The sequence below is a fragment of the Streptomyces sp. NPDC001927 genome (assembly GCF_053594455.1).
Genome location: NZ_JBSFEN010000004.1, coordinates 79,802 through 101,428 on the forward strand (window position 1 = coordinate 79,802; position 21,627 = coordinate 101,428).

At 72.2% G+C, this 21,627-nt stretch carries 25 protein-coding genes; 9 read left to right on the plus strand and 16 right to left on the minus strand.

All coding sequences use genetic code 11. The features are described 5' to 3' along the window. Positions 1 to 15 precede the first annotated feature (15 nt). The 6 genes from ACWCO8_RS10880 to ACWCO8_RS10905 form a co-directional block, all read right to left on the minus strand. Complete coding sequence (locus ACWCO8_RS10880; protein WP_451031981.1) at positions 16 to 780, minus strand: ABC transporter permease; 765 nt, start codon at positions 778 to 780, stop codon at positions 16 to 18. After that, entirely contained in the window at positions 777 to 1,763 is a 987-nt protein-coding gene (locus ACWCO8_RS10885; RefSeq protein ID WP_451031982.1) for an ATP-binding cassette domain-containing protein, read from the minus strand. The genes ACWCO8_RS10880 and ACWCO8_RS10885 overlap by 4 nt, the downstream gene beginning before the upstream one ends. 83 nt (positions 1,764 to 1,846) lie before the next feature. After that, entirely contained in the window at positions 1,847 to 2,488 is a 642-nt protein-coding gene (locus ACWCO8_RS10890; RefSeq protein WP_451031983.1) for a PadR family transcriptional regulator, read from the minus strand. A 55-nt stretch (positions 2,489 to 2,543) separates the two neighbouring features. Next, the gene (locus ACWCO8_RS10895) at positions 2,544 to 3,101 is read right to left on the minus strand and encodes a DinB family protein (protein WP_451031984.1); all 558 of its coding nucleotides are present in this window, start codon (positions 3,099 to 3,101) and stop codon (positions 2,544 to 2,546) included. Between the two features lie 123 nt (positions 3,102 to 3,224). Next, complete coding sequence (locus ACWCO8_RS10900) at positions 3,225 to 4,682, minus strand: aldehyde dehydrogenase family protein (RefSeq protein WP_451031985.1); 1,458 nt, start codon at positions 4,680 to 4,682, stop codon at positions 3,225 to 3,227. 106 nt (positions 4,683 to 4,788) lie between these two features. Continuing rightward, positions 4,789 to 5,661 (minus strand): helix-turn-helix domain-containing protein, encoded by an 873-nt coding sequence (locus tag ACWCO8_RS10905; protein WP_362015799.1) that lies wholly within the window; start codon positions 5,659 to 5,661, stop codon positions 4,789 to 4,791. Between the two features lie 287 nt (positions 5,662 to 5,948). On the opposite strand from ACWCO8_RS10905, the gene ACWCO8_RS10910 reads away from it, so the two are divergent. After that, entirely contained in the window at positions 5,949 to 6,485 is a 537-nt protein-coding gene (locus ACWCO8_RS10910; RefSeq protein WP_451031986.1) for an ATP-binding protein, read from the plus strand. A gap of 148 nt (positions 6,486 to 6,633) precedes the next feature. Here ACWCO8_RS10910 and ACWCO8_RS10915 read toward each other — a convergent pair whose 3' ends face one another. The 5 genes from ACWCO8_RS10915 to rpmG form a co-directional block, all read right to left on the minus strand. After that, on the minus strand, positions 6,634 to 6,846 hold the full coding sequence (locus ACWCO8_RS10915) for a DUF397 domain-containing protein (RefSeq protein ID WP_361957001.1): 213 nt from the start codon (positions 6,844 to 6,846) through the stop codon (positions 6,634 to 6,636). 198 nt (positions 6,847 to 7,044) lie between these two features. Continuing rightward, the gene (gene rpsR, locus ACWCO8_RS10920) at positions 7,045 to 7,236 is read right to left on the minus strand and encodes a 30S ribosomal protein S18 (protein ID WP_362015866.1); all 192 of its coding nucleotides are present in this window, start codon (positions 7,234 to 7,236) and stop codon (positions 7,045 to 7,047) included. A gap of 95 nt (positions 7,237 to 7,331) precedes the next feature. After that, positions 7,332 to 8,489 (minus strand): CobW family GTP-binding protein, encoded by a 1,158-nt coding sequence (locus ACWCO8_RS10925; protein WP_451031987.1) that lies wholly within the window; start codon positions 8,487 to 8,489, stop codon positions 7,332 to 7,334. Next, entirely contained in the window at positions 8,489 to 8,746 is a 258-nt protein-coding gene (locus ACWCO8_RS10930) for a type B 50S ribosomal protein L31 (protein WP_451031988.1), read from the minus strand. The genes ACWCO8_RS10925 and ACWCO8_RS10930 overlap by 1 nt, the downstream gene beginning before the upstream one ends. 5 nt (positions 8,747 to 8,751) lie before the next feature. After that, the gene (gene rpmG / locus ACWCO8_RS10935) at positions 8,752 to 8,916 is read right to left on the minus strand and encodes a 50S ribosomal protein L33 (RefSeq protein ID WP_362015811.1); all 165 of its coding nucleotides are present in this window, start codon (positions 8,914 to 8,916) and stop codon (positions 8,752 to 8,754) included. Between the two features lie 73 nt (positions 8,917 to 8,989). On the opposite strand from rpmG, the gene rpmB reads away from it, so the two are divergent. After that, positions 8,990 to 9,226 carry a 50S ribosomal protein L28 gene (gene rpmB, locus ACWCO8_RS10940; protein ID WP_451031989.1) on the plus strand — a complete coding sequence of 79 codons (237 nt, stop codon included), beginning with the start codon at positions 8,990 to 8,992 and terminating at the stop codon, positions 9,224 to 9,226. After that, positions 9,226 to 9,561: a 30S ribosomal protein S14 gene (gene rpsN, locus ACWCO8_RS10945; protein WP_451031990.1), complete on the plus strand. Its 336-nt coding sequence runs from the start codon at positions 9,226 to 9,228 to the stop codon at positions 9,559 to 9,561. Before rpmB ends, rpsN begins: the two co-directional genes overlap by 1 nt. A gap of 34 nt (positions 9,562 to 9,595) precedes the next feature. Here rpsN and ACWCO8_RS10950 read toward each other — a convergent pair whose 3' ends face one another. Beyond that, a complete protein-coding gene (locus ACWCO8_RS10950; RefSeq protein ID WP_451031991.1) occupies positions 9,596 to 11,692 on the minus strand; it encodes an FUSC family protein in 2,097 nt (698 codons plus the stop codon). A gap of 781 nt (positions 11,693 to 12,473) precedes the next feature. Between ACWCO8_RS10950 and ACWCO8_RS10955 the strand changes: the two genes are divergently transcribed. Next, positions 12,474 to 12,965 carry a hypothetical protein gene (locus tag ACWCO8_RS10955; RefSeq protein WP_451031992.1) on the plus strand — a complete coding sequence of 164 codons (492 nt, stop codon included), beginning with the start codon at positions 12,474 to 12,476 and terminating at the stop codon, positions 12,963 to 12,965. Between the two features lie 7 nt (positions 12,966 to 12,972). Here the strand turns inward: ACWCO8_RS10955 and ACWCO8_RS10960 are convergent, their stop codons facing one another. Both ACWCO8_RS10960 and ACWCO8_RS10965 read right to left on the minus strand, forming a co-directional pair. Next, complete coding sequence (locus tag ACWCO8_RS10960; RefSeq protein WP_451031993.1) at positions 12,973 to 14,109, minus strand: DUF2786 domain-containing protein; 1,137 nt, start codon at positions 14,107 to 14,109, stop codon at positions 12,973 to 12,975. A gap of 7 nt (positions 14,110 to 14,116) precedes the next feature. Continuing rightward, positions 14,117 to 14,530: a winged helix-turn-helix transcriptional regulator gene (locus ACWCO8_RS10965; protein WP_451031994.1), complete on the minus strand. Its 414-nt coding sequence runs from the start codon at positions 14,528 to 14,530 to the stop codon at positions 14,117 to 14,119. 80 nt (positions 14,531 to 14,610) lie between these two features. Here ACWCO8_RS10965 and ACWCO8_RS10970 point away from each other — a divergent pair, with 80 nt between their 5' ends. The 5 genes from ACWCO8_RS10970 to ACWCO8_RS10990 all read left to right on the plus strand — a co-directional run bounded on the left by ACWCO8_RS10970 (position 14,611) and on the right by ACWCO8_RS10990 (position 20,036). Next, on the plus strand, positions 14,611 to 15,423 hold the full coding sequence (locus ACWCO8_RS10970) for an NAD(P)H-binding protein (protein ID WP_451031995.1): 813 nt from the start codon (positions 14,611 to 14,613) through the stop codon (positions 15,421 to 15,423). Positions 15,424 to 15,508: 85 nt separating this feature from the next. After that, positions 15,509 to 16,321 (plus strand): ABC transporter ATP-binding protein, encoded by an 813-nt coding sequence (locus ACWCO8_RS10975; protein ID WP_451031996.1) that lies wholly within the window; start codon positions 15,509 to 15,511, stop codon positions 16,319 to 16,321. After that, positions 16,315 to 18,405 (plus strand): FtsX-like permease family protein, encoded by a 2,091-nt coding sequence (locus ACWCO8_RS10980; protein ID WP_451031997.1) that lies wholly within the window; start codon positions 16,315 to 16,317, stop codon positions 18,403 to 18,405. Before ACWCO8_RS10975 ends, ACWCO8_RS10980 begins: the two co-directional genes overlap by 7 nt. A 161-nt stretch (positions 18,406 to 18,566) precedes the next feature. Next, positions 18,567 to 19,481 carry a hypothetical protein gene (locus ACWCO8_RS10985; protein ID WP_451031998.1) on the plus strand — a complete coding sequence of 305 codons (915 nt, stop codon included), beginning with the start codon at positions 18,567 to 18,569 and terminating at the stop codon, positions 19,479 to 19,481. Between the two features lie 33 nt (positions 19,482 to 19,514). After that, on the plus strand, positions 19,515 to 20,036 hold the full coding sequence (locus tag ACWCO8_RS10990; RefSeq protein WP_451032384.1) for a hypothetical protein: 522 nt from the start codon (positions 19,515 to 19,517) through the stop codon (positions 20,034 to 20,036). Positions 20,037 to 20,129: 93 nt separating this feature from the next. Here ACWCO8_RS10990 and ACWCO8_RS10995 read toward each other — a convergent pair whose 3' ends face one another. Both ACWCO8_RS10995 and ACWCO8_RS11000 read right to left on the minus strand, forming a co-directional pair. After that, complete coding sequence (locus ACWCO8_RS10995) at positions 20,130 to 20,678, minus strand: hypothetical protein (RefSeq protein ID WP_451031999.1); 549 nt, start codon at positions 20,676 to 20,678, stop codon at positions 20,130 to 20,132. Between the two features lie 29 nt (positions 20,679 to 20,707). Continuing rightward, positions 20,708 to 21,625, minus strand: coding sequence for an NADP-dependent oxidoreductase (locus tag ACWCO8_RS11000; protein ID WP_451032000.1), 918 nt, complete (start codon positions 21,623 to 21,625; stop codon positions 20,708 to 20,710). Between the last annotated feature and the right edge of the window lie 2 nt (positions 21,626 to 21,627).

Genomic DNA, 21,627 nt, shown 5'->3' on the forward strand with positions numbered 1-21,627 from the left:
CCGCTACCGCCCGCCCTACGCGCTCAAGCGCCTGAACCTCCGTACCGCCAGCGGGAAGAAGATCGCGAGCAGCACGAGCGGCCACACCACGGCGGCCGGCACGTGGCCCGGTTCGCCGCCCGGGTTGCCGAAGAGGTCCCGTACCGCCGTCGCCGTCGCCGACATCGGGTTCCACTCCACGACCGTGCCCAGCCACGCCGGCATGGACTCGGGCGAGGCGAAGGCGTTGGAGAGGAAGCCGACCGGCCAGACCAGGATCTGCACGGCCATCACCAACTCCGGCTTCCCCGCGACCATCGCCAGGTGGATGCCGATCCAGAGCATCGCGAACCGCAGCAGGAGCAGCAGCCCCATCGCCCCGAGGAACGCCCCGAAGCCGCCGTGCGCGCGCCAGCCGATCGCGTACCCGACGCCGACCATCAGCAGCAGCCCCGCAGCGGACTGGAGCATGTCGGCGACCGAACGCCCCACCAGGACCGCCCCGTCGGCCATCGGCATCGAGCGGAACCGGTCGATCACGCCCTTGTTGAGGTCCTGCGTGACGGCCGTCATCGTGCCTTCGAGGCCGAAGACCATCGTCAGCGTCAGCATGCCGGGCACGAGGAAGTCGACGTAGTCGCCCTCGATCCCCCGGCCTCCGCCGACGAGATAGCCGAACATCAGGAGCATCATGATCGGGAAGGCGAGGCCGACCACCATCACGATCGGCTGCCGTGCCCAGTGGGCCAGCTCCCGGCGGGTCATCGTCCAGCAGTCGCTCATCACATACGCCACGCTCATGCCGCCACGCCCTCCGTCGCCTTCTCGTCGACCGCCTTCTCGTCGACCGTCTTCTCGTCGCCCGTCAGGTGGAGGAAGACCTCGTCGAGGGTCGGCCGCCGCAGGGCGATGTCCTCCGCCTCGATCCCGGCCGCCTCCAGGGCCCGTACGGTCTCGGCGAGCGCCGCCATCCGGTCGGTCACCGGCGCGCTGACCCGCCGCCGGTCCGCGTCGACGCTCACCTCTGCGGCGGGTACGGGCAGCAGCCGCGCCGCCTCGTCGAGCCGCCGGGCGTCGCGCAGGACGACGTCGATGCGGTCGCCGCCCACCGTGGTCTTCAGCTCGTCGGCCGTTCCGTCGGCGACGACCCGGCCCCGGTCGACGACCGAGATCCGGTCGGCGAGCTGGTCCGCCTCCTCCAGGTACTGCGTGGTGAGCAGGACCGTCGTCCCGCCGCCCACCAGCGAGCGCACCGACTCCCACACCTCGCCCCGGCCCCGGGGGTCGAGTCCGGTCGTGGGCTCGTCCAGGAAGAGCACCTCCGGCTCGGTGATCAGCGAGGCGGCGAGGTCGAGGCGCCGCCGCATGCCGCCGCTGTACTGCTTGACGGGCTTGCGCCCGGTGTCCGTGAGCCCGAACCGTTCGAGGAGCTCGTGGGCCCGCGCGCCCGCCCGGCGGGCGCCCAGGTGGTAGAGCCGGCCGAACATCTCCAGGTTCTGCCGGCCGCTCAGCTCCTCGTCGACGGCCGCGTGCTGCCCGAGGAGCCCCATCCGGCGCCGCACCTCGGCCGCCTGGCTCCGGACGTCGAAGCCCGCCACCCGCACGAGGCCCTCGTCGGCCCGCAGCAGGGTGGCCAGGATCCGTACCACCGTGGTCTTGCCCGCACCGTTGGGACCCAGCAGGCCGTGCACCGTGCCGCGCCCCACGCGCAGGTCGAGGCCGTCCAGCGCCTGCTTGTCGCCGTACCGTTTCCGCGCGCCTTCGACGACGATCGCGTCAGTCATTCCAGCCTCCCAGCCCAGCTCAGTAGTCAAACTTGACCACTCGACCGAAGGTACGCCCCGGCGGTTCGATTAGTCAAACTTGATTAGAGGGAATCCCCCGGATCGGGCTCGCCCGTCGCGAACGGGTTCTCCTCGCCCTCGGCGAGCACCCCCACGAACGGGTCACCCTCGCCCGCGAAGGTGTACGCGCCCGCCTCGATCCGCTCGATGAGGCCGAGCGTCCACTCCTTGCCCGCGTCGGCCGAGTGGATCCAGAGGTGCATGATCTCGCCGATGTGCCCGAGCTGCTGCGGGCCGCCCTCCGGGGTGTAGTACTCGGTGACGGCCTCGCGCCACTCGTCGAGCGCCCGCACCCGCCGCCGCAGCAGCTCCACCGCCTCCGCCCTGGGGAGGTCGACGATGAAGCCGATCCCCGCGGACAGGACGTCCATCTTCTGGTCGTACGTGGTCAGCGCCTCGCGCAGCAGCGTGAAGTACTCCGCCGTACCCTCGTCCGTCACCTCGTACTCGGTCCGCGGCGGGCCGCCGGCCGTGCTCGGCGCGATCTCGTACGCGCGCAACAGGCCCTGCTTGGCCATCTGCTTCAGCGCGTGATAGATCGAGCCGGGCTTGGCGTTGGACCACTCGTGCGCGCCCCAGAACTCCAGGTCGTTGCGGACCTGGTAGCCGTGGGCCCGCCCGTGCTGGCGCACCGCGCCGAGGACAAGCAGCCGGATCGCTGACACCTTCGCACCTCCTAGTCAATTTTGACTAGGGTACGGGTCGCTGTCCTTGCGCGCCTTACGCGCCCGTGCCCTGCCCCTCGCCCTGCTCCTCCGCGATCAGCGTGAAGGAGTCCTTGCCGTCCAGGGACTCCCGGACGATGTCCGCGTGCCCGGCGTGCCGCCCCATCTCCTGGACCAGGTGGAGCAGCATCCAGCGGATCGAGACCTGGCCGTCCTTCGGGAACCAGGGCGCCGGCGGCAGCGGGAAGGTCTCGTCCAGGCTCGGGACGGAGCGTACGAACTCCTCGGTCTCCTTCGTCACGCCCGCCCAGAAGGCCAGCACCTCGGGGATGCTCTCGCCCTCCACGAGCCGGAACGCCTCGCCCCAGGTTTCCTGGGAGCGCTGCTTCTCGTTCGGGCGCTGCTGGGCGAGCCGCAGCCAGACCAGCTCCACCTCGGCGACGTGCTTGATCAGCCCGGAGAGGCTGAGCGCGCTCGCGCTGGGGCGGCTCGCCGCCTGCTCCTCGGTGAGGCCGAGGGCGGCGCGGCGGATCGCGGCCCGCTGGGCCTCGACGAAGTTGAGGAACGCTCCGCGCTCGTCGCCGTGGGCCTCCGCGGGAACAAGAGCAACCATGGTTGAGTCCGCCTTCCTGACACGAAAATGAGAGTGGGTGCCGGGGAGTTCTCCTCTCCCGACACCCACCACGTTATGGAGCCTTGCGGACAGCTACGGTCCTCAACACCCGACCGGACAGACCTAGAACGGGAAGCGGCTCCGGCCGTGCTGGATCGAGATCCACTTCTGGGTCGTGAACGCCTCGATCATCGCGTCGCCGTTCAGCCGGCCGACGCCCGAGTGCTTCTCGCCGCCGAAGGGCACGATCGGCTCGTCGTGGACGGTGCCGTCGTTGATGTGGATCATGCCGGTGTGGATGCGCTTGGCGACCCGTACGCCCCGCTCGGTGTCACCGGTGTGGACGGCGCCGCTGAGGCCGTACGGGGTGTCGTTGGCGATCCGTACCGCCTCGTCCTCGCCGTCGAAGGGGATGAGGAGGGCGACCGGGCCGAAGATCTCCTGGCTGAGGACGGGCGCGTCGGCCGGGAGGCCGCCGAGGACCGACGGGGAGACGACGTTGCCGTCGGCCGAGCCGTGCAGCAGCGCCGTCGCTCCGGCGGCCACGGCCTGCTCGACGACGGCCGAGACGGACTCGGCCTGCTGGGAGTTGATGAGCGGGCCGATGTGGGTGGCGGGGTCGGCCGGGTCGCCGACGCGCAGGGTCTTCACCTTGGCGACGAACTTCTCGGTGAACTCGGCCTCCAGCGTGCGGTCCACCAGGATCCGGTTGGCGGCCATGCAGACCTGCCCTTGGTGCACGAAGCGGCTGAAGACGGCCGCGTCCACGGCGTAGTCGACGTCGGCGTCGTCGAGGACGATGAGCGCGCTGTTGCCGCCGAGTTCGAGGACGGCGTGCTTGAAGTTCTGCGCGCAGACGGTGGCGACGTGGCGGCCGACCTTGTCGGAGCCGGTGAAGGAGATGACCTTCGGGACCGGGTGGGTGAGGAGCGCGTCGCCGATCTCGGCGATGTCGGTGACGACGACGTTCAGCAGACCGGCCGGCAGCCCGGCGTCCTCCAGGACCTTCGCGACGAGCGTGCCACCGCAGATCGGCGTGTTCTGGTGCGGCTTGAGCACGACCGCGTTGCCGAGCGCGAGCGCGGGCGCGACGGACTTGAGTGAGAGCAGGAAGGGAAAGTTGAAGGGCGAGATGACGCCGACGACGCCGACCGGGAGGCGGTAGACGCGGTTCTCCTTGCCGTCGACCGGCGAGGGCAGGATGCTGCCCTCGGGGCGCAGGGCCAGGTGGATCGCCTCGCGCAGGAACTCCTTGGCGAGATGCAGCTCGAACGCCGCCTTCAGGCGCGTACCGCCGAGCTCCGCGACGATCGTGTCGCCGATCTCCTGCTCGCGCTCCTCGACGATCCGCAGGGCGCGCTCGAAGACGAGCCGGCGGGTGTACGGGTTGGTCTCGGCCCACTCGCGCTGGGCGCGCTCAGCCGCGCGGTAGGCGCGGTCGACCTCGTCGACGGTGGCGATCGTGATCGAGGCGAGCTTCTCCCCGGTGTACGGGTTGAAGTCGATGATGTCCCACGAGCCGCTGCCCGGCTTCCACTCGCCGTCTATGTACTGGTGAGCCAGGTCGGTGAAGTAGGACATGAGGCGAGACCCCTTAACCCGCGGTGGCGGACGCTGTGGCGACCGTGACGGCCGGGACGGCCGTGATGGCTGCACTGACTTGATGTCACGTCATCGTACTTACGTCCTACGTGAGTTGAAGGAGTCCTCGCAGAAGATCACGGCTTTCGGCCGGATCGGGACTCTCCTGGGCCAGCCGCTCCATCACGCGCGCGTACTGGGCGACCTCCTCGCGCTTGTCGAGGTACAGCGCGCTGGTCAGCTGTTCCAGGTAGACGACGTCGGAGAGGTCGGACTCCGGGAAGCTCAGCATCGTGAAGGCGCCGCTCTCGCCCGCGTGCCCGCCGTAGCTGAAGGGCATCACCTGGAGCGTGATGTGCGGATGCTCGGAAATCTCGATCAGATGCCTCAACTGGCCCTGCATCACGGCCCGGTCGCCGTACGGGCGGCGCAGCGCCGCCTCGTCGAGGACGGCGTGGAAGTGCGGGGCGCGCTCGGAGACAAGGACCTTCTGGCGCTCCAGGCGGAGCGCGACGCGGCGGTCGATCTCGGCGCGCGGGGCGTCGGGCATGCCGCGGGTGACGACGGCGTGCGCGTACGACTCGGTCTGCAACAGGCCGTGGACGAACTGGACTTCGTAGATCCGGATGAGCGAGGCGGCGCCCTCCAGGCCGATGTACGTCTGGAACCAGCCGGGCAGCACGTCGCCGAAACTGTGCCACCAGCCCGCCACGTTGGCCTCGCGGGCGAGGCCGAGCAGCGAACCGCGCTCGGACTCGTCGCTGACCCCGTAGAGCGTGAGCAGGTCCTCGACATCCCTTGCCTTGAAGCTCACCCTGCCCAACTCCATACGACTGATCTTGGATTCGGACGCACGGATCGAGTAGCCGGCCGCCTCGCGGGTGATGCCGCGCGATTCGCGCAACCGCCTCAGCTGCGAACCCAGCAGGATGCGCCGTACGACGCTTCCGCTCGCTCCGCTCGATTCGACTGCGGTCACGGCTCCAGCCTCTCCTTCGCGGTCTCGGGCCCCCGGAGCCCCGGATTCTGCCACTAAACGCTTCAGCGCGTACACATTCGATTACGGAAAGACGGCGACTTCAGGGCGACTTCCTGATCAAGACGAAATCGATGCGCAGAAGATATGCACAAAATCGGCACGGGGCCGGACAGGTCCGGCGCGTGCACGTGCATCTGCCCTTGCATCCAGTGGTCGCATTCGGAACGATGGACCCCGCGCAACCGCACCACATCCGCGATTCGCCGCGATTCCCGGGAGTGCCTCGCATGGGGACGAATGGATCGACCATGCTCGAGCCGTTACGGCAGGGGCTTCCGCCGATCGATCCCGCCACGGTCTCCAGCTCGGCCTCCTGCGCCCTGCCGCCCGCGTACGAAGCGGTGCGCGGCGCACGGAAGTTCACCCGGGCCACGCTCGCGCAGTGGGATCTCACCGAACGCTTCGACGACGTCGCCCTGGTCGTCTCCGAACTCGTCACCAACGCGCTGCGCCACGCGCTCCCGGCGGAGTCGGCGCCGGGGTGCCCGCCGGAGTACACCTCCGAGTACGCGTCGGGCGACGGCCGGAACACTCCCCCGGTGCGTCTGCATCTGATGCGCTGGACCAGCCGCCTGGTCTGCGCGGTGCGCGACCCCAGCCACAAGAGCCCGGAGACGCGCTCGCGGGACGAGGACTTCGCGGCGGAGTCGGGACGCGGGCTCTTCCTGGTCGACTCGTTCAGCGACAGCTGGGGCTGGCACCCGCTGGCCGGGACGCTGCACGGCAAGGTGGTCTGGGCGCTGTTCCGGCTGGGACAGGACTGAGGGACGCTTCTTTCGGCTGGGCGCGTTCCCCATGGCTGTGCGCGTTCTACGCGTGTATCCGGCTCGTACGGGAGGCACGCATAGAGGAAGGGCCCCGGCGCCACTGCCGGGGCCCTTCCTCTTGTACGTACGACTCTGGGCCTACGCGTCACACGAGGTGGTCGAACTCCCCGTCCTTGATGCCCAGGAGCATCGCCTCTATCTCGGCGGGCGTGTAGACCAGCGCGGGCCCGTCGGGGTGGCGCGAGTTGCGCACGGCGACGTTCCCACCCGGCAGTTTGGCGAACTCCACGCAGGAACCCTGGGAGTTGCTGTGCCGGCTCTTCTGCCACACGACACCCTGGAGCTCCGTGGCCGCCATGCCGTTGTACGCGTGATGCGCGTGCGCATGATGCACTGGTAGCTCCCCGAAGATGATTGGTGCAGGTGTCAACTTCCTCGGATCATAGCTGTGTTCATATGCCAATGCATGAGCAGATGCACGTGCACGTGGGGTGGCGTAGCGACTACGCGACTCCGTGCGACCCCGTCCATGCGGCCCCGCGCGCGGGGCTTGGCGTCAGCGAGCTACCGACGAGTAAGGCAAGAGTGCCATCTCGCGGGCGTTCTTGACGGCCCGGGCGATCCGGCGCTGCTGTTGCGCGCTCACTCGCGTCACCCTCCGGCTTCGGATCTTCCCCCGGTCGGAGATGAACTTCCGCAGAAGGTCGGTGTCCTTGTAGTCGATGTATGAGACGCCGTCACGGTCCAAAGGGTTCGGTCGAGGCGTGGACGACTTGGCGGACCTCGCGGACCTCGCGGACTTGGCGGGGTTGGCGAGGTTCCGGGGGGACTTGGGGGACACGGTCAGACCTCCAGGAGGGAGTCGAAGGCGGGCGGGAGCTGCTTCCAGGCCTCGCGCCCGGCGGCGTACTCGGCATCGGTGAGCAGGCAGGAGTCGAGGACCTCGGCGAGACCCTCACGGTCCAGGCCGGGCGAGGTGAAGACCAGGTGCTGGCAGCGGTCGCCGTGTTCGGGGTGCCAGTCCATGGCGGCGGCGGCCCGGCGGACGGGCGGGACCATCTCCCAGGCGGCGTCGGGCAGGGAGACCAGCCAGGGGCCGACGCTCTCGACGCAGAGCGCGCCGCCGGCGGCGTCCCAGTGGAGCAGGACGTCGGGTTTGTCGGCGAGCCAGAACCGGCCGCGGCTGCGGGCGGCGGCGCAGGTCAGCTCCTCCAGGGCCGCGTACAGCCGCTCGGGATGGAAGGGCCTGGTGTGGCGCCAGACGAAGGTGGTCACCCCGCTGTCGTCCGCGTCCTGGGGCAGCAGCGCGCAGGCCGGGTGCTGGGCCGCCGCGGCGGCCTCGACGTCGAAGCCCGCGAGGGCGGCCGCGGCCAGCTCGGTGCAGGGCGTGGTGGCGGAGGTGACGGGGATCTGGCGGGCGGTGGGGTGGAGTTGCGCGAGGAGGGCGCGGTCCGTGTCGTCGGAGGCCGGGTCGCCCTCCGGGTCCTCGACGACGGCCAGGACGGGTGCGTACTCCAATTGGCGCGCCCAGGTGTCGGCCACGGTCCGCTGGTCGGTGGCGGCGGCCGCGAGCCCGACGTCGGCGAGGTCGTCGCCGTTGCCGAGGCAGGGCACGACCAGCGCCGGGTCGACGGCGGTGATCACGGACGTCAGCCGGAGCCCGGCGGCGACCACGACCTCGGCCATCGCCCTTGGCTCGACGGAGTCCCAGAGTTCGACGACCGCGAGCCGGGTGAGCCCGGAGTCGGCGAGCCGCCGCAGTTCGGGGACGAGGTCCTCGCGCAGGGCGCAGCAGGCGCAGTCGTTGACGAGCGGGGTCTCGCCGGTGGACAGGACGCCGGTGGCGTCGCGGACCGTACGGGCGACCGTCCCGGTCTCCGGGGCGGTCGCCAGGTCGTGGTGGAGCGCGACGCTGCCGGGGACGGCGGCGAGGAGCCGGTCCACGGTGGTGCGGCGGGCCTCGGAGTGGAGCCCGCCGACGAGGGCGACGGAGAGAGACATCAGCGCGTCGCCCCGCGCCTTCCGTACCGCTGCTCGAAGCGCTCCACGCGGCCGGCGGTGTCGAGGACGCGTGCGGTGCCGGTGTAGAAGGGGTGGCTCGCCGAGGAGATCTCGACGTCGACGACGGGGTAGGTGTTGCCGTCCTCCCAGACCACGGTCCTGTCGGACGTGAGCGTGGAGCGGGTGAGGAAGGCGAAGTCGCCGGCCTTGTCACGGAAGACGACCGGGCCGTACGGGGGATGGATGTCGTGGCGCATGGGGCTCAGCGCTCCTCTCGGAAGTCGACGTGCCGGCCCGCGACGGGGTCGTACTTGCGCAGGGTGAGGCGGTCGGGGTCGTTGCGGCGGTTCTTGCGGGTGACGTAGGTGAATCCGGTACCTGCGGTGGACCGGAGCTTGATGATCGGGCGGAGTTCGTTGCGGGCCATGGTGTGTAGAGTAAATGAAAATGGTTCTCATTTCCAAGAATCTTCCGTTCCTCGTCCGAGAGGTAGGTCACCCTTGTCCGCCCACTGCCAGCTGACCGGCGCACAGCCCGGCTTCGGCAACCGCATCTCGCACTCCCACCGCCGCACGTCACGACGGTTCGACCCGAACATCCAGAAGAAGCGCTACTGGCTGCCGAGCGAGGGCCGGTACGTCCGGCTGAGGCTGAGCGCCCGCGCGATCAAGACCGTCGACACGATCGGCGTCGAGGCCGCCGTGGCCCGGATCCGGGCGCGGGGGGTGCGGGTCTGATGGCGAAGAAGAGCAAGATCGCGCGCAACGAGCGGCGGCGGGGCGTGGTGGAGCGGTACGCCGCCCGGCGGGCCGAGCTGAAGGAGATCATCCGGAGGCCGTCCACGCCGGAGGCCGAACGGGAGGGGGCGGTACGGGAGGCGGCCGTACGGGAGGCGGCCGTACGGGAGTTGCGCCGCCAGCCGCGCGACGCGAGCGCGACGCGCGTCCGCAACCGGGACGCGGTGGACGGGCGGCCTCGGGGGCACCTGAGGAAGTTCGGGATCTCACGGGTGCGGCTGCGGGAGCAGGCTCATGCGGGGTTCTTGCCGGGGGTGCGGAAGGCCAGTTGGTAGCGGGGGTGGGGCGGGCGGGTGCGGTCAGGTGCGGTTAGGTGCCGTCTCGGGGTGGGGCGAGTGACTCCGACAGGTCGTCCAGGGCGTCCAGAAGCAGACCCGCGCCCTTGCGCAGCAGGGGGTCCTCCATCAGCGGCCCGAGGTTCGCGACCGTCTCGCGGAGCTCGTCCCACTCCGGCACCTTGCGCTCCCGTACCGCCTTCCCGCCCCGCTCCGTCGACCGGCGCAGCTCCTCCGCGAGGGTCGCGGCGGCCGGGACGGGCGGGGCGCCGCGTTCCGGCAGGTGCGCCTCCATCAGCATCGCGACCCGGCTGAACTGGGCCAGGGCGTGCCCCGCGTCGTCCGCCGCGGCCCGTGACAGGCCGCGGTGGCGCACCGGTTCGTGGGTCGCCCGGTCCAGGGCCTCCTGCCAGGCGATCCGGGTGGCCCGGGTGTCGAGCAGCGCCTCGCGCACGTCGGCGCAGAAGTGGCCGGCCGGGTTGGCGTAGTGGGCGACGACAGAGGCGGCGTAACGGCCGTCGGTCACCAGCCAGTCGGCGAGGCGGCCGCGCAGTCGGGGCGTCTCCCAGGCGGGGTAGACGGCGTACGCGAGCATCGCGAGGACGCCGCCGAGGAGGGTGAGGACCACCCGCTCGTACACGGTCTGGGTCCAGGCCGAACCGCCCATGCCGAGCAGGAAGACGACGTACGCGGCGACGCACACCTGGCTCACGGCGTACCCGGTGCGCATCAGCAGGTACATCCCGAAGGCGCAGGCCACGGCGAGCGCGGCGGAGGCGTACACGCCGGGGTCGGCGACCTCGACGACGGCGGTGGCGAGGGCGACGCCGACGAGGGTGCCGCCGAAGCGGGCGACGGAACGGGAGTACGTCTGCGAGAAGTCGGGGCGCATGACCATCACGGAGGCCATCGGGGCCCAGTAGCCGTGGCCGAGGGGGAGGGCGGAGCCGAGGACGTACCCGGCGGTGGTCACGGCGGTGACGCGGACGGCGTGCCGGAAGACCGGGGAGTCGGGGCGGAGTTCGGCGCGCATACGGGCGGCGACGACGGGGACGAGGCGGAGGAGGGTGGGGCGGGGGCGGCCGCTGGGGGTGGGGGGTTCGGTGGGCTTGTCGGCGCGGGCTTGTGTGCCGGTTTCTGTCCGGGGTTCGGCGGTCTCGACGACGTCGTCGAGGAGGGCGGCCAGGCGCACGGCCGCGCGGCGGGGTGGTCCGCCGAGGATGGCGCCGGTGTCGGGGGTACGGAGCGCGGCGACGGCGCCGGGCGGGAGGTCGACGGGCTCACCGTGCCGGATCGCGTGCGCGGCGGCGTCCAGGACGGAGGCGGCCGCGGCGAGGAGTTCGCGGACGCGGTCGCGTTGCGGGCCCTCGGCGGGGGCGCCGACGGCGGGGTCGGCGAGGGAGGCGAGCACGGGGCGGATCCGCTCGGCGAGGCCCCGGGCGCCGTGGAGTTCGGCGGGGCGGGTACGGGCCTGGCGGGGCGTGACGGCGGCGGCGCTGCGGGCGGTCATGAGGGGGACGGGGTCGAAGGGGGCGACCGGGTCCTGGCGAAGCCGCCGGGCGTAGTCCGCCTCGGCGGCGAGGGCGTCGGCGAGCGCGTCGCGCTGCGCGCCCCAGCGGCGGACGGGGAGCAGGACGACGAGGGCCGCCTGGACGACGCCGCCGACGGCGATCATCGCGGCGTGGCCGGCGGCTGCGGCGACGGAGGTGGGCAGGGTGACGGTGACCAGCATCATCGCGACGTTGGAGGACGCGATGATGCCGATGGTCGGGCCGGCGGCCCAGGCGAGGCCGGACAGGAACGTCCAGACGGCGAGCAGCGCGAGGAAGGGGCCGGGGTGGGTGCCGGCGCCGGTGACGTAGCCGAGGAAGGTCGAGACCGCGAGGCTGGCGCCGGAGGCGAGGGCGAGGGTGGGGCGGGGGCGCCACGACCGCTGGAACGTGGCGATGGCCGCCTGGAAGGCGCCGAACGCGGAGCTGATGGCGGCTCCCGGCCCGAAGAGCGCGAGCGTCACGCCGACGACGAGGGCGAGGCCGAGGGCTGCGCGGGCGGCGACGAGCGGTTCGAGCCGGCGCCGCTCGACGGTGAGCCCGGAACGGGCGGTCGCTTTCAGGGCCCGGAGCCAGCTCATGGCGGGAGCCTAGCCGCGAAGCGGTACGAAGGGGGCTATTCCCCCCACCCCACCCCTTCCCGAAACCCTGCCGGGGGCGTGGGGGGGTGGGGGGGGTGGGTCGGGGGACCTGCCCCCGGCCGGTAGGGCGGGCACGGCCGGGAGGGGGCGGGACGGGCCCCACCGGGAGGGGGCGCCACTGGCGGGTGGGACCTTGCGGCGGGGTACCGCTGGAGGAACGCGCTGGTGGGGGCGGGAGGTGGGCGCCGCCGGGGAGGGCACGGCCGGGAGGCGCAGGGCACCGCCGGTGGGTGGGGCCTTGTCGGGGTGCCGCCGGAGGGGCCTGGTGGGGGTGGTGCGGGGGCGCGCCAGGTCAGGGTGGTGGGGCCGGACGCCTGGGCGGCGCAGGGTCGCGCCCGCCGGGGGCCGGTAGGGCCGGCGCCGCCGGCGGGTGGGGCCTTGTGGCGGGGCGCCGCCGCGGAGGGGCGGGGCGCTCGGCCTGGGGCGCGGGGTTGGGACGTTGCGGGTCGTGCGGGTCCGCCCTGGGGGCGTGTGGCGCAGCGGCGGCACCATCGCCCAGGTCGACTGATGCCACGCTTGGCGCCGAAGGCGCCACTCCCTCCGTGGGCAATAAGTTGGCTGGTCAGAGGAGGCATCCACCCCCCTCCCCCTGCGAACGACCCTCCCCCACGCCGGGGCGCCATCCCATCGACTCACGCCAATGGCTCGCCATGGCGCCATTCATGTGCCACTATGGCGCCACACGGTGAAGCAAACGCTGAGGCACCTAAGGGGTCGGATCATGGAGACAGCGCAGAGCAGTCGGCAGGTCGCCTCGCCCGGTGCGGTTGTTGCCTTCGTGCGGTTCGTGCTCTGTGGGGGTGGCGTCGGGGTCGCTTCCAGTTTTGGGGTGGCCGCGCTCGCCTCCTGGGTGCCCTGGGCGCTGGCGAACGCGCTCGTCGCCGTTGTCTCCACGGTGCTCGCGACCGAGCTGCACGCGCGGTTCACGTTCGGGGCCGGTCGGCGGGCGACTCGGCGTCAGCACGTGCAGTCGGCCGGGTCCGCGGTGGCCGCGTACGCGGTGACCTGTGTGGCGATGTTCGTCCTGCAGCAGCTCGTGGCCGCGCCCAGTGCGGTGCTTGAGCAGGTCGTCTATCTGTCCGCCTCCGCGCTCGCCGGTGTCGCGCGGTTCGTCGTGCTGCGGCTCGTCGTCTTCGCACGGAAGCGGTCCGGCCGGACGGTCACCCTCACCCGCGCCGCCGTCGAACCCGCCGCGCTCTGCCGCGCCGCCTGACCGCCCCCTACCCGCCCTCGACCTCTCCCTGTCCCCGGCGCCCCAGGCCCGCCGCGTTCGCCGCCGTCGTGCCGTGGGTCCAGCCCGCCTCGTCCCACATCGCCCGCACCCGGGTCGTCCGCGTCTGCGGGAACATCTCGTCCGTGTGGGACGTGACCGCGGCCTCGCGGCTGCGCAGCGCCGGAAGCAGCGTCGGCTCCTCCGCCGTCACCCGGCGCGCGGTCGCCGCGAGGCGGGTGCCCAGGCGGTTCGCGTACGCCAGCAGGAACGACTGCCGGAAGGACTTCGTACGCTTCCGGCCACCCGCCCGCTGCTCCGCCTCCGCGCGCGTCATCGCCGCCGTCCCCTGCACCAGGAGCGAGGTGTACAGCAGCTCCACCGGATCCAGGTCCGCCTCGAAACCGACCACCGTCGAGAAGCCGTACGGCTCGTTCCACACCGCCCGGCAGTGGTTCGCCGTCGCCACCGCGTCCAGCAGGATCGCCTTCGCCTGCTCGTACGGCGGCTCCACCCCGATCCGTATCGCCCCCGGCACATCTCCGGAGGGCGTACGCGAGGCGAGCGCCGCCTCGTCCAGGCTGTGGCGGGCCATCAGTTCCTGGGCCTTGGCGGTCAGCGCCTCCGCCTCCTCCGGGTACCCCGTCGCCTCCGCCTTCGCCAGCAGCGCCCGGACCCGCGTCAGCATCCGCGGCTCCCCCGCCGCCGGCGCCGGAAGCGCGTCGCCCGGCACCGGGCCCACCGGTTCCAGGGACGGCAGCCGTACCAGCAGGCGGTACAGCTCGAGGGCCGTCGTCGCCGACGAGAAGCGGTCCGAGCCGCCACGGGCGGGCTTCGTTTCCAGGTCTGCCAGTTGGGCGGCCCAGCGGTGCGGCAGGTGTGCGTAGGCGGCCGTCTCCGCCGCGATCAAGGAGCCCGCGAGGCGTACGTGTTCCTCCGCCAGGTCCCGCTTCACCAGGCGTACGAGATCCGCCGGCTGCCAGCCCCGCTCCCATGTCTTCCGTACGAACTCCTCGCCCCGGCGCGCCAGTTCCGCGTCCGCCGAGCGGTCCGCCGCGAGCAGCGACGCCGCCGTGTCCAGGGGCGTGTCCTCGTCCGTGTACAGAGCCGTCTCCAGGGCCCTGTCCACCGTCGTCTTCGTACTCACTTCTGCCTCACGTCTGCTTCGCGTCCCATGCCTCGCGCGCCCGGCCGATCACCGCGCGGTGGTCGAGCGACCAGTCGATCAGCTGCTTGATCAGGTGCGTCATGCTGTGCCCGGTCGCCGTCAGCTCGTACTCCACCTGCGGCGGGGTCGTCGGGTACACCGTCCGTGTCACCAGGCCGTCCCGCTCCAGGCGGCGCAGGGTGAGGGTCAGCATCCGCTGCGAGATCCCGGTGACCAGGCGTTGCAGCTCCTTGAAGCGCCGTGCGCCCGCCGCCAGTTCGACGACGACGTGCACGGTCCACTTGTCGCCGAGGCGGTCCTGTACATCCCGTACGCCGCACTCCTCCGCACAGCTCACCAGGGGGCCGGTGGCGTCCGCCCCGGTGACCTCGGTGGTTACCTCGGTGTGCCCCTCGTACATGAATGTGCCTCCTTACAAGATCCGCGCCGTCGCCTCCAGGATGGTCCTCAACGGCCAGAACCACGAAACCAGGGGGAATCATGCTGCTCGTCACCGGTGTCTCCGGCGGGCTCGGCTCGCTCGTCGCGGAGCGCCTCGCCGGGCGGCAGGACGTCGTCCTCGGCACCCGCGCCGGGCTGCCCGGCACCCGGCCCGTCGACTTCGACGCGCCCGCGACCCTGCCGGAGGCCTTCGCCGGGGTGGACACCCTGCTGCTGATCTCGGCCGGGTACGGCGAGGACGACCTCGTGATCGCCCGGCACGAGGCCGCGATCTCCGCCGCCGAGGCGGCCGGGGTCCGGCACATCGTCTACACCAGCCTCTCCGGCGACGGCGACCACCTCACCTACTCCCTCGCCCACCGCTGGACCGAGCGGCGGCTCCAGCGGTCGAGCGTGGCGTGGACGGTGCTGCGCAACGGGCTGTACGCCGAGTTCCTCACCTGGATCGCGACGCCCGACGCCGACCACCGCATCACCGGCCCCCTCGGGGACGGCCGGCTCGCCGCCGTGGCGCGCGAGGACCTCGCCGAGGTCGCGGTCCGCGTCGCCACCGACCCGGCCGCGCACGCCGGCCGCACCTACGAGCTCGTCGGCGAACGGCCGCTCGGCGGGGCGGACCTGGCGCGTGCGCTCGGCGCCACGTACGCACCCGGGACCCTCGCCGAGGCGCGTACGGCGCTCGCGGCCTCCGGGGCCGTGGACTTCCAGGTGCCGATGCTGACGGGCACGTACTCGGCCATCGCGCACGGCTTCATGGACGGCACGGGGGTCACGAGCGACCTGCGGGAGCTGCTGGGGCGGGAGCCGCTGGACGCGCTGGAGGTGTTCGTGGCGGCGGTACGACGGGGGTAGGGGGTGAGGGGGTAGGGCCAGGCATACCTTGGAGACGCCCTTCAGTGGTCGTGATCGGAGGGCGGGGAGGCGATTCGCTTGAGGCATGACCTCAACTCGCCATTCCGGCCCTGGCCCTTGCGACGACATCGCCGTTCGGCTGATCGGGCTTCGCCGCCACCACCGTGACGTCCGCGCCCTGGACGGCGTCGATCTGGACTTCCGTACCGGGACCTTCACCGCTGTCATGGGGCCCTCCGGCTCCGGCAAGTCCACGCTGCTGCAGTGCGCGGCGGGGCTCGACCGGCCCACGGGCGGGACCGTCGAGGTGGGCGGGGTGGGGTTGGCGGGGCTCAGCGAGCGACGGCTCACGCTGTTGCGGCGGGACCGGATCGGCTTCGTCTTCCAGTCGTTCAACCTGCTGCCCTCCCTGACGGCCGCTCAGAACGTGGCCCTGCCGCTGCGGCTCGCGGGGCGGCGGGTGTCGCGGGGCGAGGTGCGGGCGGCGCTGGAGCGGGTCGGGCTGGGTGGGCGGGAGCGGCACCGGCCCGGGGAGCTGTCCGGTGGGCAGCAGCAACGGGTCGCGATCGCCCGGGCGTTGATCACCCGGCCCGCGGTGCTCTTCGGTGACGAGCCGACCGGGGCCCTGGACTCGACCACCAGCCGCGAGGTCCTGACGATGCTGCGGGAGCTGGTGGACCGGGACGGCCAGACGATCGTCATGGTGACGCACGACCCGGTGGCGGCGGCGCGCGCGGACCGGGTGGTGTTCCTGGTCGACGGGCGGGTGGAGGGCGAGCTGTACGGGCCCACGGTGGAGGGGGTAGCGGGGCGGATGGCCGGGTTGGAGACGGGTGCCGCCCTTGGTGTGGCCGGCTCCGGGGTGGCCCGGGACGGGGCGGAGGTTCCTCCGTGCTGACCGTCGTTCTCTCCGGGCTTCGGGCCCGATGGGCCGCCTTCCTCGGGAGTTTCGTCGCCCTCGCCCTCGGCGTCGGGCTGCTCGCGACCATGGGCCTCGGCCTGTTCGCCACCTTCGACGCGCCCGAGCGTGCCCCGCAGCGGTTCGCCGCGGCGCCGGTGGTCGTAAAGGGGCGGGACGCTGTCACCGTAGAGGTACGGCGGGGTCCGGGCACCGCCACCGTGTCGCAGAAGCTCGACCGTCCACAGCCTGTGGATATCGAACTGCTTGCCGAACTGAAGGCCCGCTGGACTGTCACCACCGCCGGTGGCCCCGACGCCGTCGGCGTCCACGGCCCCGCCGCCGAGGTCCGTACGCTCGTCGGCGACCGGGCCCAGGTGCTCACCGGGAACGAGCGGCGGCTCGCCGACCCGGAACCGGAGCGGGACGCCGAGGCGCTCGTCGCCGTCAACGCCCTACTCGGCACGGCCGGGGGCGTCACCACCTTCGTGTCGGTCTTCGTCGTCGCGTCCACGTTCGCGTTCGCGGTCGCCCTGCGGCGGCGCGAGTTCGGGCTGCTGCGGACGGCGGGCGCGACGCCCGGTCAGGTACGGCGGATGCTCCTCGCGGAGGCCGCCGGTGTCGGGGTGCTCGCCTCGGCCGCCGGGTGCGTGCTGGGCGCGTGGGCGGCGCCGTGGCTGGCGCGGGTGCTCGTGGAGGGGGGCCTCGCGCCCGAGTGGTTCGCGATCGGTGGCGCCGCGTGGCCCTTCCACGTCGCGTTCTGGACAGGCGTGACCGTCGCCCTCACCGGGGCCTTCGCCGCCTCGCGGCGGGCGGGGAGGGTCGGTCCCGCGGACGCGCTGCGGGAGGCGGACGTCGACGCGGACGTGCTGCCGCTCGGCCGGGCCCTGCTCGGCACGGGGCTGCTGGTGACGGGCGCGGGGCTGCTGGTGTGGACGGGTCTCACCGAGCCGTCGGAGCTGCTGAAGCGGAAGACGTACACGACGGTGCCGATGCTGCTGATCGCGGGCGTGGCCCTGCTGGCCCCGGCGCTGGTCAGGCCGGTCGCGCGGGCGGTACGGCTGCCGGGGGCGACGGGGATGCTCGTACGGGAGAACAGCGCGGCGGCCGTCCGCCGTACCGCCGCGGTCGCCGCGCCGGTCCTCGTGACGGTCGCGCTGGCCGGCTCGCTGCTTGGTGCGTCGACGACGGTCACGAGCACGAAGGCGGCGGAGGCGCGGGAGCAGACGCGTGCGGAGTGGGTGGTGACGGGGGACGACCTGCGGCCGGTGCCGGGTACGTCGGCGACGGGCGCGACCTCCGTCTTCGTACGCGACGGGGCGGAGGCGCTGGTGAAGTACGGCGCGCGGGCGGTCTCCGACCCGGCGGCCTTCGCGGAACTGACGCGGCTGCCGGTGGTGGCGGGGGACGTGGCCGACCTGGACGACCGGTCGATCGTCGTGAACGAGGAGTTCGAGCGGAGGGGGGTGGGTGACGTGGTGGAGGTGTGGCGGGCGGACGGGAGCGGACCGGTACGGCTGCGGGTGGTGGCGGTGCTGGCGCTCGGGACGGGTGACAACGGGCCTTACGTGACGCGAGCGAACGCGCCGGGGGCGGTCGTGGACCGGATCGATGCGGGGGGTGTGGGGGCGGGGGCGGCTTTGGCGGGGGCTGGTGGGACGGTACGGAGTGTGGACGCCTGGGCCGCCGCCACGCACCCGGCCTCCAGCCCGGAGACCCGGCTCGGGCTGCTCCTGGTCCTCGGCATCGCGCTCGTCTACACGGTGATCGCCCTCGCCAACACCCTCCTCATGGCGACGTCGGTACGCGGCGCGGAACTGGCCGCGCTCCGTCTCGCCGGCGCCACCCGCGCCCAGATCCTGCGGGTCGTGACGGGCGAGTCGGCGCTCGCGGTGGCGATCGGTACGGCGCTGGGCCTCGCGGTGACGGCGGCCTGTCTGGCCGTCCAGGGCGCCGCCCTCGCGGCCCTCTCGGCCCCGGTCGCGCTCGCCGTGCCGTGGGCCGCCGTGGGCGGGGCGGCGGGCACCTGCGCCCTGGTCGCGGCGGCCGCCTCCGCCCTCCCCGCGTGGCGCGCGACGCGCTGAGCGGCGAAGGTGGGTGGACGGGGCGGTGACCAGGGTCGGAGCCGGGTCACCGCCCCGTCCTGGGGTTCGGGGGTCAACATCGGGGCACGCACACCACTCGTTCCAGTGGTCATGAGTCATTGGCATATGCCAGCCGACTCTGCGCCCTCTACGTTCCCCGCATGGTCACTTCATCGCATGAGGCCTCTCATCGGATCTTCCAGGACCGGCCGGAGCTGCTGACGCCGGTCTTCCAGATCCTCGGTGTGCGGCTGGCACCCAAGGCGTCGATCGAGGCGCTGACGCCGGACATGACCGCGTTACGGCCACTGGAGCGCCAGGTCGACAGCGTCTTGCGCGTCACCCCGTCCGAGGGGGCGCCCTTCCTCCTCGCGATCGAGCTGCAGGGTCGGCGGGACCCGGAAAAGGGGCCGAGTTGGGCGTACTACCTCGCGTACCTCAGGGAGAAGTACGCGATGCCGGCGCTCCTTCTCGTCGTCTGCCCGGACCGGCGCACGGCCCGATGGGCCGCAGGCCCCTTCAACACCGGCGTCGACCACTGGCACGCCCTCACCACCCGCCCCCTCGTCCTCGGCCCGGACAACGTCCCGGTGATCACCGACCCGGACGAGGTGAGCCGGAATCTGGCCATGGCGGCCTTCTCCGTCATGGCCCATCGCCGCGATCGGGACATGACGGCGACCTTGGAGGCCCTGGCACACGCCGTGGGCACGGCCGGCGACGACTCTGACTCCGTCGCGTACTACTCGGAACTGCTGGAGATCGGCCTGGGCGACACCCCGGCCCGCACGACCTGGAGGAAATTGATGAGCGTGGGCAGCTTCTTCCCCGGCCGAGGGACTCTCGTCGAGGAGACGTTCCTCAAGGGCAAGGCCGAAGGCGAGGTGGCAGGCAAGGCGGAGGCCAAGGCCGAAGCCGTCCTCCGCGTGCTCGCCGCGCGAGGGGTCGACGTCCCCGAGGCCGCCGCCCTGCGGATCTCCTCGTGCACGGACACCGACGTCCTCGACACCTGGCTCGACCGCGCGATCACGGCCACCACCGCCGAGGAACTCTTCGCCGGCCGGCCCGCCGGCTAGGACGTGTCTCGGAGGTGCTCTAGGTTGGCCGACGTGAGTGCGCGGGAGCGGAGCTACCGCTATGTCGGACCGGTCGAGCTGAAGGCCGCGGTCAGGCCTGGCCGCGGCGGGTGTCGGATCAGCTCGGCGGCTGACTTCGGTAGCTGGATCGCTGAGCGATCGACGGCGGAGCTGGCCGAGCCATTCACCTTCGTGGTCGGTATGGACGGTGTACTTCGGCTGGCGCCGCGACGAAGCGAGCATGTGGCCTGTGCCGAAGGAGACACGGTTCTGAGTGCCGGCGAGATCAGCTTCACGTGCGAGGCGGACTGGTGGGCCGTGAGCGAGGTCAGCAACCAGTCCACCGGATATTGCCCGGACGTCACCTCCTGGCCGGAAGTCGCCCGCGCTCTCGATGACGCAGGGCTCGGACACCCCTCCGCCTTCACCCACGGAGTGGTGTTCCGGCGCTGCCCCACCTGCCAAGGGCACAACATCGTCCGCGAGGACGACTTCGTCTGTGTCTTCTGCGACAGCGATCTGCCTGCGATGTGGAACGTGGATCCCTCCGTCTGACGACTGAGGATCCACAGCCACTCACTGATGACAGCGACGAGGACGGTCGCCTCGTAGCACCGACCGCCACGTCGAAACACGGCCTTGAGGCCGCTACCCCAGTCGCGACGGCCTGGGGCCTCGGGCCCCTCGGTCCGCGCGGCGTAGTTCTCCGGCTCCCAGGGCGAGGCAGGCGGCGGTGATGAAGAGCGTGCCTGGGATGCCGAGCATCATGCGTTGATCGGCCTCCAGGACGGCCTCGTACTGGGGCTGGGAGATCTCGCGCGTGCCGCGGTTGTGGGGTGTGGTGTCGAAGGCGTAGTGGTGGCCGTTCTTCGCCTCGGCGGACTGGAGGTTCCCCTGCTCCTCGGCGGGGAGTTGCATCACCACACCCGCCAGGGCCAAGGCCGCCAGGCCCAGTTGGGCCCGGTGGGGGAGGCAGCGGAAGGCCTGCCACACCGTGTGGTGGTCCGCGCCGGTCAGCATCACGCGGGCCAGAGCGGCCAGGAAGATCGGGAAGAGCAGCGCGACGATCACGATCATCGGCCATCCCGACCCCGTCAGCGGCAGCGTTCCGGGCAGCCACGTGAGGCCCGTCAAGAGCAGCAGCGTGGCGCCCAGCGCCGTCGCTACGCCACCGTGCAGTTTGTAGGTCCACCCCATGGGCCACAGCCTGGCACGGCGGGGCTCGGTTACGGGAGGAGGATCAACTTGCCCTGGGATCGGGCGGATTCGCTCAGTTCCTGGGCTCGGGGCGCCTCCTTCAGGGGGAAGGTTTCCGCCACGCGGATCGTCAGGGCGCCGGTTGCCGTCAGGTTCGCCTGGGTCGTGAGGTCCTCGCGGACCTGTTCCGGAGTGCCGAGCGTGCCCGAGAAGACGATGCCGTGGGTGTGCGCGTCCGGGGACGCGATCGTGATGATGCGGGTCTTCTCGCCCGCCATCAGGTCGATCGAGACCGGCAGCGTGTCGTGGCCCGCCGCGTCGAAGACCGCGTCGATGCCGGCGGGGGCCGCCGTGCGGACGCGGGTCGCGAGGCCCTCGCCGTACGTCACCGGGATCGCGCCCAGGGACTTCAGGTACGCGTGGTTCCGCTCCGACGCCGTGCCGATCACCGTCACGCCTGCCGCGACCGCCAGTTGGACCGCCGCCGAGCCGACCGCGCCCGCCGCTCCGTGCAGCAGCAGGGTCTCGCCCTCCCGCACGTCCAGCAGGCGCAGCACCCGCGCCGCCGTCTCGCCCGCCACGGGGAGGCTCGCGGCCTGCTCCCAGGAGAGTTCCGCCGGCTTCGGGACGTACAGGTCCGACAGCGCGTACTCGGCGTACGCGCCCGTCTTCGTCCAGCCCAGGACCTCGTCGCCGACCCGCACCCCCGACACCCCCGGGCCCAGCGCGTCCACCGTGCCCGCGAACTCCAGGCCCGGGATCGCCGGGAACGTCGTCGGGTAGAACTGCTCCACCCAGCCGTAACGGCGCTTGTAGTCCACGGGGTTGACGCCCACCGCCGCCACCTTCACACGGACCTCGCCCTCCCCCGGCTCGGGCACCGCGACGCCCGACTCGTGGCGCAGGACCTCCGGGCCCCCGAACTCCTCGTACACGATCGCTTCCATCT

Bases quoted from the DNA above. Each gene is read 5' to 3' on its own strand.
- ACWCO8_RS10880 (WP_451031981.1), bottom strand. From the start codon at position 780: ATGAGCGTGGCGTATGTGATGAGCGACTGCTGGACGATGACCCGCCGG.
- ACWCO8_RS10885 (WP_451031982.1), bottom strand. From the start codon at position 1,763: ATGACTGACGCGATCGTCGTCGAAGGCGCGCGGAAACGGTACGGCGAC.
- ACWCO8_RS10895 (WP_451031984.1), bottom strand. From the start codon at position 3,101: ATGGTTGCTCTTGTTCCCGCGGAGGCCCACGGCGACGAGCGCGGAGCG.
- ACWCO8_RS10900 (WP_451031985.1), bottom strand. From the start codon at position 4,682: ATGTCCTACTTCACCGACCTGGCTCACCAGTACATAGACGGCGAGTGG.
- ACWCO8_RS10910 (WP_451031986.1), top strand. From the start codon at position 5,949: ATGGGGACGAATGGATCGACCATGCTCGAGCCGTTACGGCAGGGGCTT.
- ACWCO8_RS10915 (WP_361957001.1), bottom strand. From the start codon at position 6,846: ATGGCGGCCACGGAGCTCCAGGGTGTCGTGTGGCAGAAGAGCCGGCAC.
- ACWCO8_RS10925 (WP_451031987.1), bottom strand. From the start codon at position 8,489: ATGTCTCTCTCCGTCGCCCTCGTCGGCGGGCTCCACTCCGAGGCCCGC.
- ACWCO8_RS10930 (WP_451031988.1), bottom strand. From the start codon at position 8,746: ATGCGCCACGACATCCATCCCCCGTACGGCCCGGTCGTCTTCCGTGAC.
- rpmG (WP_362015811.1), bottom strand. From the start codon at position 8,916: ATGGCCCGCAACGAACTCCGCCCGATCATCAAGCTCCGGTCCACCGCA.
- rpsN (WP_451031990.1), top strand. From the start codon at position 9,226: ATGGCGAAGAAGAGCAAGATCGCGCGCAACGAGCGGCGGCGGGGCGTG.
- ACWCO8_RS10950 (WP_451031991.1), bottom strand. From the start codon at position 11,692: ATGAGCTGGCTCCGGGCCCTGAAAGCGACCGCCCGTTCCGGGCTCACC.
- ACWCO8_RS10955 (WP_451031992.1), top strand. From the start codon at position 12,474: ATGGAGACAGCGCAGAGCAGTCGGCAGGTCGCCTCGCCCGGTGCGGTT.
- ACWCO8_RS10965 (WP_451031994.1), bottom strand. From the start codon at position 14,530: ATGTACGAGGGGCACACCGAGGTAACCACCGAGGTCACCGGGGCGGAC.
- ACWCO8_RS10970 (WP_451031995.1), top strand. From the start codon at position 14,611: ATGCTGCTCGTCACCGGTGTCTCCGGCGGGCTCGGCTCGCTCGTCGCG.
- ACWCO8_RS10975 (WP_451031996.1), top strand. From the start codon at position 15,509: ATGACCTCAACTCGCCATTCCGGCCCTGGCCCTTGCGACGACATCGCC.
- ACWCO8_RS10985 (WP_451031998.1), top strand. From the start codon at position 18,567: ATGGTCACTTCATCGCATGAGGCCTCTCATCGGATCTTCCAGGACCGG.
- ACWCO8_RS10995 (WP_451031999.1), bottom strand. From the start codon at position 20,678: ATGGGGTGGACCTACAAACTGCACGGTGGCGTAGCGACGGCGCTGGGC.
- ACWCO8_RS11000 (WP_451032000.1), bottom strand. From the start codon at position 21,625: ATGGAAGCGATCGTGTACGAGGAGTTCGGGGGCCCGGAGGTCCTGCGC.